This window comes from Protofrankia sp. CiP1_Cm_nod3 (assembly GCF_982290655.1).
Map to the genome: position 1 here is coordinate 1 of NZ_CEVIVD010000147.1, position 11,221 is coordinate 11,221.

The 11,221-nt window shown below is 70.5% G+C and carries 7 protein-coding genes; all 7 read right to left on the reverse strand.

Annotation, left to right across the window (positions count from 1 at the left end; genetic code table 11):
• A partial coding sequence (locus AC5LUJ_RS20320) for a PAS domain-containing protein (RefSeq protein WP_493465530.1) occupies positions 1-1,074 on the reverse strand: 1,074 nt, incomplete at its 3' end.
• A 529-nt stretch (positions 1,075-1,603) separates the two neighbouring features.
• Positions 1,604-2,317, reverse strand: a complete 714-nt coding sequence (locus AC5LUJ_RS20325; protein WP_250284990.1) for an NADPH-dependent F420 reductase — start codon at positions 2,315-2,317, stop codon at positions 1,604-1,606.
• A 404-nt stretch (positions 2,318-2,721) separates the two neighbouring features.
• Positions 2,722-3,012 carry a hypothetical protein gene (locus AC5LUJ_RS20330; RefSeq protein WP_250284988.1) on the reverse strand — a complete coding sequence of 97 codons (291 nt, stop codon included), beginning with the start codon at positions 3,010-3,012 and terminating at the stop codon, positions 2,722-2,724.
• 364 nt (positions 3,013-3,376) lie between these two features.
• Positions 3,377-4,792 carry a cytochrome P450 gene (locus tag AC5LUJ_RS20335; RefSeq protein ID WP_493465531.1) on the reverse strand — a complete coding sequence of 472 codons (1,416 nt, stop codon included), beginning with the start codon at positions 4,790-4,792 and terminating at the stop codon, positions 3,377-3,379.
• Between the two features lie 467 nt (positions 4,793-5,259).
• Positions 5,260-7,083: a bifunctional 3-(3-hydroxy-phenyl)propionate/3-hydroxycinnamic acid hydroxylase MhpA gene (gene mhpA, locus AC5LUJ_RS20340; RefSeq protein ID WP_250284983.1), complete on the reverse strand. Its 1,824-nt coding sequence runs from the start codon at positions 7,081-7,083 to the stop codon at positions 5,260-5,262.
• Between the two features lie 306 nt (positions 7,084-7,389).
• Positions 7,390-8,550, reverse strand: a complete 1,161-nt coding sequence (locus AC5LUJ_RS20345) for a type III polyketide synthase (RefSeq protein WP_250284981.1) — start codon at positions 8,548-8,550, stop codon at positions 7,390-7,392.
• Between the two features lie 620 nt (positions 8,551-9,170).
• A complete protein-coding gene (locus AC5LUJ_RS20350; RefSeq protein WP_250284979.1) occupies positions 9,171-10,337 on the reverse strand; it encodes a type III polyketide synthase in 1,167 nt (388 codons plus the stop codon).
• Positions 10,338-11,221 lie beyond the last annotated feature (884 nt).

Consider the following 11,221-nt stretch of genomic DNA (forward strand, 5'->3'; position numbering starts at 1 on the left):
CGGGTAGATGGCGGGCTGGCCGCTGGTGAGGGCATGGGCGAGAGGAGAGCCGGCGGGGTAGGTGGTGGTACAGCCAAGAGGTGCGGTCGGGCCGCTGGGAAGGGCGGCGGCGTAGCCGATACAGCGCAGGGGGAACGGGGCGCTGAGCGGGCCAGGAACAGGTTCGCTGCCGTGGTAGACGGTGTCGAGGAGAGCGACGCTGATCTGGTCGGCGAAGCGGGGGACGGCGATGTCGGCGAGCTCCTGAGCGGTGCGGGTGAGCTCGAGGGTGCTGCCGATGGCTGTGGTGGCCTCGTTGAGCAGGGTCAGGCGTTGCTGGGCCCAGTACTGCTCGCTGATGTCGATGGCGGCGGTGAACGTGCCGTGGAGCCGGCCGGTGGGGTCGCGGACCGGAGAGGTGCGGACCGCCCAGGCGCGCTTGCGGGTCTCGCCCTGCGCGCGGCTGAAGCTCTCGTGGCGGGCCGGCCGGCCGGTGGCCATCACGTGGCGGAGGTGGTCCCAGGTTGCCTGGTGGGCGGGGTGGGGTAAGGCGTCCACCAGCCGGTGGCCGCGTAGGTCGGTGTCGGCGCTACCGATCATGCGGGCGGTTTCGGTGTTCAGCCGGCGGATCCGCATCTCGGTGTCAGTGATCGACAGACCGATCGGGGCCTGTGTGAACGCCCAGTCGATCAGGAGCCGGTCGTCCACCGGCGGCTCTCCCGCTTCCCGCGGTTCCCCTGGCTCCCGGGGGTCGCACGCCTGCCCGTTATGAGCGGCCGGGTAAGGCGCCTCGAGGGGCACGGGGCCGGCGTGGAGCGCGGCCACATACCACACGGTGACAGCCCCGGCGGCGTCCAGGAGAGGATGAGCGCGGACTCCCAGGGGGAGGATACGGCCATCACGGTGACAAACGGAGATGAGTCCTTGCCAGCTCCGCCCGTGCGTGACGGCGTGCCGGGCCGGCGCCGGCAGCGTGTCGGCGAGCAACGTCCCCACGGCTGTCCCGATGATCTCCGCCGGGGTGTAGCCCAGGAGCTGCTGTGCGCTCTCGCTCCAGCCTGTCACGATCCCGTGCGCGTCCAGCGCGGCTGTCACGCCGTCCCCCGCCAGGCGGCCGCCCGGACACCCCGCCAGCCGGTCGGCCGGTTGGTCATCGGACCAGTCAGCCGGTGTGTCCGTACACGGTCTGTCACCGTTCATCGGATCCCGCCTTCTCGTGAGGCCGGGGGCGAACCGGCATCGTCATACCCTACTTATCTTCTCTTCACCACCTTTTCATTTCCGTTTCCGGGTCTCCTTACCATCCTGGTCCGCGGGTGCGGGCACCCTTGATTCCGTGTGCTGGCCGGCATCATCGGCATGGTTCGGGCGCTTTCGCGCATCGCCCCGCAATACGGCGTTCGACGCTCACGTAATGTGCCCTTATCGCCACCGGGCAGCCGGCCGTTTTCGGAGGACATATCGGGATGCCCGGCGGCGAGGGCGGGCGGCGCTCACCGGAAGCCCGGCGGGGAGGCCGGCCGGGGATCCGTGCGGAAGGGGGATGCTGAGCGCCGGGGCACGGCCACCGTACGCCGCCGGTCATCACCGGCGGCGTACGGCCGGTCCAGATGGTCGTTCCGGGTCAGTTTCCGCTGGTATCGGCATAGCGGCGGGCGGCGGCCAGAGCCGCGCGGACCGCCGCCGCGCCGGCCGGTACCCCCGTCGCCGGGAACCCCTCCTGCCCGCTGCCCGGGCTCCGGTCGAAGTACAAGGCCGCATAGGCGGCTGTGTCGCGCTGGAAACGCCATCCCTCGGAGAGCGGGCCGGCATCGACGGCGTCGTAGCCGACCGCGTCCAGGAACGCGGTCACCGCCGCTTTCGCGCCCGCGTCGTCCCCGGCGATCGGCAGGGCGCTGCGGTCGGGTGCCCCGGCCGGCCGGGCCAGCGACAGCAGATGCCTGAAATAGATGTTGTTGAACGCTTTTACGACCTTGGACGTCGGCAGGTGGTTCTGGAGGAGTTCGCTGGTCGTGGTCGATTCGTCGTCAAGCTCGGGAATCTGCCCGTCCCGTTGCGGGTAGTAGTTGTCGGTGTCGATGACGGTCTTGTTGACGAGCGGTTCGACGGGCACGCTGCGGTAGGCCCGCAGCGGAATTGTCACGACCACCAGGTCCCCGGCTTCCCCGGCCTGGCCGGGGGTTGCGGCGCGGGCGTGCGGGCCCAGCTCGTCGACCAGCTCCTTCAGCGTCTCGGGCCCTCGTGAGTTGCTCAGGACCACGTCATATCCGGCCGTGACGGCCAGCCTGGCCACCGTGCTGCCGATGTTCCCGCTACCGATCAGTCCGATGGTTGTCATATCCGGCCCCAACCACCGGCTCTCCGGTCGATATTCCCGGGAACGGGGTGTCCCGGCGGTCCCTGGTTCGGCATCCGTTGCGGCGTAATCAGGACAAAAGTATGTGGTCGGGATGAAAGTCCTGAAAGCACCGCCGCTGACGCGGCCTCGTGGGCGGTGTGGGCGGTGCGGGCGGCAGCGCCGGGGAGGCGAGGAGGCACCGAGGACGGTAATCCGTCACGGCCGGAGCGGCACCGTGGTGGGCAGGGCATGACGCCGTCCGGCCGAACACGGCGGACGCGGTGATCCGCTGGTGGCCGGTTGCCCTGTCCCGTGCCCTGTCCCGGCCGGCACAACATGGGGAATCCGCTGTCCCGGCCGGGACGGTGCGGGTGGGAAATTATTACCGGCCGGTCCTGGGGGAGTTAGTTCGGGGCTCCGTTTGACAGTCCTTCGGAAACGGCGTTCCCGGCCTGGGAGAAGGCGCTGGAGAAGAGGCCTTCCACTACGCCGGAAATCGCGCCCAGGGCGTTGGAGCCGGCGCCGGCGGGAGAATCTCCGCCGGTGGCGGGATCCGTGCCGGTGGCAGGATCGGCGACGGTTACGGCGGTGTCGGTACCGGTGGGCAGGGCACTGGCGGGAGCGGTGCCCAGGAACACGGCGAAAAGCCCGGTGACAATGGCGACCACGGCACGCCGCAGGGTTCTGGCAGTCATTTTACTCCCAGCGGATACAGGTGACGGATGTTCCTCTTCAAAGGGTAGGCCGGCCGGCAGGGTATCGGAACCCGAAGGCCGCGCACTGTGGCGCCGGCTTCATCACAATGTTCCGCACGGCGCCCATGCACACGGAAGGAGTCAGGATGGCCCGGCCATTGGTCGGCCAGCCGGCCGGGTCGCCGGGCGGGAGAACCGCGTTTCTGGTGGCCGGCCGCGGTGAAAGGGCGGCCGGCGGTATTCCGTTCGCCCGTGCTTTCCGCCCGGGAAACGCCGGGGCCGGGGCCGGGCGCGGTGTGTCGACGGCCACGTTCGCCGGCTCGGCCGGCACGAAACGCCGGGGCCGGGCGCGGGCGGTGTGCCGTCAGCCGCGGCGACGGACGGTCATCGGCAGTCCGTCCCGGGGGCGCAGGGTCACCAGCGGCTCAGGTGTGATCTCCAGGCCCGGGACGGGCTCGAACGTCCAGTGGCGAGCGATCGTCGCGAGCGCGAGCACCCCCTCGGTCCGGGCGAAGCTGTTGCCGATGCACTGGTGCGGGCCGCCGCCGAAGGGGAAGTAGGCGTAGCGGGGCCGGTCGGGGTCGGCCCGGTCCCCGATCCAGCGCTCCGGGTCGAAGCGTTCCGGTTCCGGCCACCATTTCTCGTCGCGGTGGACGACCCACTGGCTCAGCAGCAGCGTCGACCCGGCGGGCAGCGGATAACCACCGACGACGCGGTCCTCCACCAGGTACCGGCTCATCGCCCACACGGGCGGGTAGAGCCGCATCGACTCGTTGAGCACCGCGTCGGTGAACGGCAGGCGGGGCAGGTCCGCGACCGTCGGACACCGGCCGGCCAGCACGCTGTCGAGTTCGGCGCGCAGCGCCGCGGCCACCTCGGGATGCCGGCCGAGGAGGTGAAAGGTCCAGGTCAGCGCGTTGGCGGTGGTCTCGTGGCCGGCGAGCATGATGGTCAGGGCCTCGTCCCGGACCTGGGTGTCGTCCATGCCGTCCCCGGTGTCGGCGTCACGGGCGGACAGCAGCAGCGACAGCAGGTCCTGCCCTTGCGCTCCCTCACGGCGGCGGCGTTCGATGAGGCCGTAGACGACCTGGTCGAGGGCCTGGCGAGAGCTGCGGCGACGCCGGGCCGAGGGCAGCGGCAGCCGTTCCAGCAGCTCGAAACCGGCGTGCAGGGCCTTGCGGGCGGCCACCGTGTTCTCGCTGATGGCGGCCCGGATCACGGCCACGATGTCGCTGTCGGTATCAGCGTCGAACAAGGTCTTCGTGACCATCGCCAGCGTCATTTCGATCATCTCGTCGTGGACGTCGAGACGCTGCCCGTCCCGCCAGCACGCGGCCCGCGCGTCGGCGATCGCGGCGAACGTCTCGCCGTACTCGAAGATCCGCTGATGGTGGAACAGCGGCTGCATGAGCCGCCGCTGCCTGCGGTGCAGCTCACCGGAGCTGGTCAGCAGGCCCTGCCCGAGCACCATGGTGAGGGGCTGCACCGCGGTGCCACGGGAGCCGGGGCCACGGCGGACGAATCCCCGCCGGTAGGAGCGGTGCGACCCGACCAGCACGTCGGCGATCGCGTCCGGATCCGCCACCAGGAACGCCGAGAGCGGACGGGACGACAGCCGCACGACCGGGCCGTGGGTCTGGCGCAGGCGGACGAGGCCGGCGAGCGGATCGGCACGCAGCAGCTTCCTCGCCGCGCGCAGGCCGCCGGCCGATCCCGGAACAGTGCGCACGCGTACGGGCACGGGCCCTGGCGTGACGGCGGCAGGCGGGGTAACGGTCATCGCGGACCCTCCTCGGGAACACGGGCGGGGGCAGGGGGTGCTCGACCAAGCAGGACGACCGGCAGACTGATCTTCACGATAATCGCGATCTAGGCGGTGCGGCGGGAGACAACGGCCACGTCCGTCCGCCGGGACCCGTCCGCTCTGGCGGTTCGGCGGGTACTCGGCCGCCCGGGCGGGCGTCCGGCCGGGAACGCGCCGACGGCGCTGTCCCCACGCGCACCGGAGCAGCCGGCCGGCAGGTCCGGGGTGGTGCCCGCACGCCCGGACCGATCGATCGAACCGATCGATCGGGAGCCTGGTAACCGCCGGGCGTGATGGGCATCGGACAGGAGGAAGCATGCCGGCAGCGCCTGATACGTCAGATGCCTGATACGTCGGATATCTGATACGTCGGATATCTGACATGTCGCCCACGGCACATCACCGTGGAGGGCGTGAAGATCTCCGCGGCGGCGGAGACCGCCTCAGTGTTCCTGAGCCCCGGCCGGCCACGGTCGAAGATCTGTCGAATTCGGCCCAACCGGCGTACGGGTGTGACGGCCTCGCACGGCCGGCGCCACTGACAACGGGCTGCGGTGGCCACCGCTTCGAGCCGACCGGACCGGACGCGCGGACGGGGGGATGTCCCGTATCCCCGCGGACACGAGCTCGTGGCGCCATCGGATCAGGTCGAGGGAGCGGGTGGTGGTGAACACGGTGTGGTCCGGTCGCAGCAGCACGGCGTTGGCATGGTGGCGGGTCAGCCAACGGCCGAGCGCCCCGCTCGTGTCATGGATGAGCCTGACATCGTCCGAGGTCACCGGAAGAGGGGAACTCGGCGGGACGATGCCGACGTAACGGGTGCGCAGCCGGGCGAAGAAGGCCCGGGTGTCCTCGCCGATGCTGGTGGCCCAGCTGAAGGCGAAGATCCAGCCGGTGCAGCGGGCGAGGACGGCGAAGCCGTCTCCCAGCAGGTCGTCCAATGGGATCTCGACAGGTGCGCCGGTGGCGGCGGTGGTGCGGACCAGCGGCTGCGGGCACAGCCGTCCGGCGGGCTGCTGGCGGCCCGGCAACGGCCGCGACGCCGGTCGGACGAGCGGGCCGGGGCGCAGCGGCGGGCTCGCCGAGCGCTCCATCAGCCGTTGGAAGACGGGCAGCCCGGCGGCCTGGACGAACAGGGCCTGGCGCGCCGGGCCCACGACGGTTGTGCCGCTGGTCATCGTCCGGCCGAGCATGACCGCCATGCGGACCAGCTGGCGGGCATGTGGCCGGCGCTCGCTCTGGTAGCTGTCCAGAAGCCGCTCGTCGGCACGGCCGGCCAGGACGAGGCCGAGTTTCCAGGTGAGGTTCGCCGCGTCGCGGACGCCGGCGCACAGCCCCTGGCCGAGGAACGGTGGTGTCTGATGCGCGGCGTCACCGAGGAGGAACACCCGGCCGCGGCGCCAGCGCCGGGCGACGAGCGCGTGGAAGGTGTAGGCGGTCTGGCGTACGACGGTGAGCTGTCGTGGGTCGACGTCGCCGAGCCAGGGCGCGACGAGCTGGTGGATGACCTCGGTCCGGGACAGTTCGTGGGCGGATTCACCGGCCCGGATCTGGAACTCCCAGCGGTAGCGCCGTGAGCCGATCCGCATGTACGTGGCGGCGCGGTACCGGTCACAGACCTGGTGGATGCCGTCCCAGTTCGCCAGCGGCCGCTCGCTGCGCACGTCGACGACCAGCCAGGACTGGGTGAAACGCAGATCCTCCATGGTGGTGCCGACGGTTGCGCGGGTGCTGCCGTTCGCGCCGTCGCAGCCGAGGACGGCGTGGGTCCAGACCTGCTCGAGGCGACCGGAGACGTTGTCCCGGATCGTGACGCGCAGCGGGGCCGGGCCGTGGGTGTGCCCGGTCTCGACGGCGACGGCTTCGGCGCCGCATCGCAGCTCGACGTGCGGGAAACGGGTGAGTCCCCGGCGCAGCACCTCCTCCAGCATGGTCTGGTCGAACATGTTGGCCCCGGGATGGCCCTGCCCGCTGTCGACGGGGTCCCGCTGGAAGCGGGCGAACGGCCGGTGGTCGGCGTTCAGCAGCTGTAGGCCCAGCGCCGGTCTGGTGATGGCCCGTACGTCGTCGGCGAGACCGGCGGACTGCATGATCCGCAACGTTTCGTCGTCGAGATGCACGGCCCGGGGCAGCGGGTAGACGCCGTGGTGGCGCTCGACGACGAGGCAGGCGATGCCCTGCCGGCCGAGGAGATTGGCCGCTGTCGTACCGCTGGGCCCGGCGCCGATGATGACGACGGGAGTTTCTCGGGGGGTGGGCGACGGCATGCCGGGCATCCTTCAGGTGCTGCGGGGCGGGGACGTGCACCGGCCACGGCCGGTACGGCGCGGGAGACCGGGAGACCGGGACCGGGCGGGCGGCATCGCCGTGGCTGTGCCCGGCGCCGCGCCTCGTGTCGCGCGGAGTGCGGCGGACGTCCCAGCACCCCGCGTAGATCATCGGATGTCGGCGGGCCCGGGCAGCGGCGGAGCGGCGGAGTGGCGGCTGCCGGCGGCCTGGCCCGCACAGGCCACCGGCAGCCGCTGGTGGCCTGTGCGGTTGTCGGCGTTCTGCCAGTGGGTTTTCAGCAGGTGTCAGTGGGCTTTCAGCAGGGCGGCGAACAGCGTCAGGCCGGGGCCGAACCCGAGGGCGACCACTACTTTGCCCGGTGGGATCTCGCGGGTCTGCAGCAGCCGCTGGAGGATGATCAGGACGGTCGCGCTCGAGCAGTTGCCGTATTCGCGGAGGATATCGTAGGAAGGGGCGGTCGCTTCCTCGCTGAGCTGGAGCTGGTTCGCGACGACTCGCAGGATGCGCGCGCCGCCGGGGTGGATGGCCCAGCCGTCGACGTCGTCGAGGGTGTAGCCGTGTGTGCTCAGCAGCGTGGTGACGAGACCGGCGACATGGCGTTCGAGCACCTCCGGGACCTGGGGCGACAGCCGCATCCGGAAGCCGTGGTCGGTGACGAGCCAGCCCATGTAGTCACTGACGCTGCTGTCCGTGCTCGCCATCACGTCGACGATTTCGAGCTGGCTGGCAACGGCGCTGGCTGGGCGCTGCTCGGGCGCGACCACGACGGCCGACGCCCCGTCAGCGAACAGCGAGTGCGCGACGATCTGCTCGAAGTCCTCGATGGTGGGGCTGCCCGCGTGCAGGGTGGGTGATTTTGGCTGGGCGTGCAGGCTGGCGAGCTCGACGCAGAGCAGGAGCGCGGGCCTGCCGTGGACGGCGACGTATTCGGCGACGGTGCCGAGGCCTGGGACCGCGGCGTGGCAGCCCATGTGGCCGATGATGACGCGGCGCAGGTTCGCCGGCATGCCCAGTTCGTGGGAGAGCCGGATGTCCAGGCCCGGGGTCACGTAACCGGTGCAGGAGACGACGGCGAACAGGCCGAGGTCGGCGGGTGCGATGCCGGCCGAGGCGAGGGCGTCGGTGACGGCCTGGCGGCCGAGGGGGAGCGCTTCGGTGAGGTAGCGGCGCATCCGTTCGCCGGTGGTCCACTCGGTGCTGGGTTCCCTGCGCGGGTCGACGGCGTAGTGCCGGCTGACGATTCCGGACGAAGCCCATACTTTTTCGGCGAGCGGGTTGGCCGCGAAGTGCTCGCGGAAAGCCTCCCACAGGTCGTCCTGGCTGAGCCGCGGCGGGGTGGCCACGGCGGTGCCGACAATGTACGGCCGGGCGAGGCTGCGAACGGCAGGGGTGCCGGCGAGAAAAGTGGACGTACCCGGCAGGTCAATCTGCTCGGTCAGCGTCATCTGGTCCTTCCTTAGGTACGGAGCACATGGTCACGGCTTGCGAGCCGGTATCGGCCCGGCGGCGTGTCCGGAGCCGTCGCGGGCAGGGGCTGCCCAGCTCGCGGTGCCGGGGTTTCGCTTTCTTGCTTCCCGTACATCACTTCCGTGCCGTTCCTGGCCTGTGTCGTTGTGCCGCGATGACACAGGTTTCCGCTCGTCACGGCGTGGGTGTTCCGGATCGTCGGTCGACGCCCAGGATTTCCGGCGTTTCCCTCCTGTCGCCTTGCGATATGTTTCCGGGCCCGGGCGCGGTGGTCTGGAGGAACGGGCCGCCGCTGAATTCGGGTCCGTTGTGCGAGCCTCCCGGCCTCGGCCGCCGCTCCGCCCTTCGAAGCTGGTCCCTCGTACACAGTAACACGAATCAATTACTCTGTGTAACTGGGATTGGCGCTGTTCAGGAGGCGAGAACGGCCGCCGGGCCTCGGGCGGGTAGCGGAGCCCGGACTCGTGCCAGGACAGGTCGCGGCCGGCTGTCTCCGCCTGCTTTCGGGGCCTTCCGGACGTGAATGGTTCATACGGCTGGTTCTCGAACGGATCTCCTGAAGCCCGGTCATCGGCCGCCGGCGGCTTTCGGCCGGTGGTCAGTGGGCTTTCAGCAGGGCGGCGAACAGCGTCAGGCCGGGGCCGAACCCGAGGGCGACCACTACTTTGCCCGGTCGGATCTCGCGGGTCCGCAGCAGCCGCTGGAGAACCATCAGCACGGTGGGGCTGGCACAGTTGCCGTATTCGCGGAGGATGTCGTAGGAGGGGGCGGCCGCTTCCTCGCTGAGCTGGAGCCGGTCCGCGATGACCCGCAGGATGCGCGCGCCGCCGGGGTGGATGGCCCAGCCGTCGACGTCGTCGAGGGTGTGGCCGTGCGCGGAGAGGAGGCTGGTGACGAGGTCGGTGACGTGGCGTTCGAGCACCTCCGGGACCTGGGGCGACAGCCGCATCCGGAAGCCGTGGTCGGTGACGAGCAGGCCCATGTGGTCGCTGACGCTGCCATCGGTGAGGGCCGTGACGTCAAGGACTTCCAGATTCGCCGTGCCGCCTGCCGGAAATGTCCGTCCGGAAGGCGCGACCACCACGGCGGCGGCGCCGTCGGCGAACAATGAATGCGCGACGATCTGCTCGAGGTCGTCCCGTGTCGGGCTGCCCGCGTGCAGGGTGGGTGATTTTGGCTGGGCGTGCAGGCTGGCGAGCTCGACGCAGAGCAGGAGCGCGGGCCTGCCGTGGACGGCGACGTATTCGGCGACGGTGCCGAGGCCTGGGACCGCGGCGTGGCAGCCCATGTGGCCGATGATGACGCGGCGCAGGTTCGCCGGCATGCCCAGTTCGTGGGAGAGCCGGATGTCCAGCCCGGGGGTGACATGCCCGGTGGATGACGCGACGGCGAACAGGCCGAGGTCGGCGGGTGCGATGCCGGCCGAGGCGAGGGCGTCGGTGACGGCCTGGCGGCCGAGGGGGAGCGCTTCGGTGAGGTAGCGGCGCATCCGTTCGCCGGTGGTCCACTCGGTGCTGGGTTCCCTGCGCGGGTCGACGGCGTAGTGCCGGCTGACGATTCCGGACGAAGCCCATACTTTTTCGGCGAGCGGGTTGGCCGCGAAGTGGTCGCGGAAGAATTCCCACAGGTCGTCCTGGGCGACTCGTGGCGGGGTGGCCACGGCGGTGCCGACAAGGTACGGCCGGGTGCGGCCGCGAACGGTGGCGGTGTCAGCGAGAAGGGCGGCTCGGCTCGGTCGGCCAGCTCGCTCCGTCAGTGTTGTCATGTGGTCCTTTCTGGAGTGCGGAGCATTCGGTCGCTGCCAGGCGCCGGTCCCGGTCACGGTCGATGTCGGCCTGGCGTGTCTGTATACGGATAAATCGGTTTGTGGAGATTTCCGCCCGGTCGCCGCTGACTGATCGAATGCCATGTTCGCGGGCGCTCCCGCTCGGTGAACCGGGGATTTTCGGTCTCCGGCGGCGCAAAGGAGGCACGGTCACGTCGGGAGGCACGGTCACGTCGTCTTTGATCCCCGGTCATGCCACCTGGGGGCCCCGCTGCCCACCACGGTGCGGGAGACCGGCCGGATCGCCGGCCGCGTCGGCCTGCATCCGCTGGACGCGCCCCGATCGGCGGCCGCGCGCCGGCCGGCTGTCCTGGACACGCGGCAGCCGGCCGCCCAACGCTTCGTCCGTGGCCGGCGGTGTGCTCTCGTGGCCACCGCGGGAGTCCGCGGCCCGATTCGCCGGTTCCGGCCCGCTGCCCCCTGACCCCAGCGCATCTCCGCTCCTTGAACTGATAAGCGCCAAATCAACCGCTCACTGGATCCAATCTCTTACTCAGGGTAACAGTTGCTGACAACTTTACGCGATGGCTACTAGGAGTCGTGTTAGAACTACCTGGAGTGACTACCGAGTAATCAACGGCTGTCTTCCGGGTACCTTCCTGGAAGCTGTCGCCTATCTGACAGTGGACGGCGATGTCGCGTTCCCGTTGTGTCCGGGACTGTCCGCTCGGCAGGCTGCTACTCGCGGCATTTGTTCGGATGCGGGAAGAAGGTTCACGTCGGGCCCGGATGGATGCCCGTACGAGAAGGCTCGCCGCTCCGAGCCGTTGACGGTGCGCTGCGGGGCGGGGTGGTGCGAGGAGCCGGGCGGTGCGGGGTGAGGC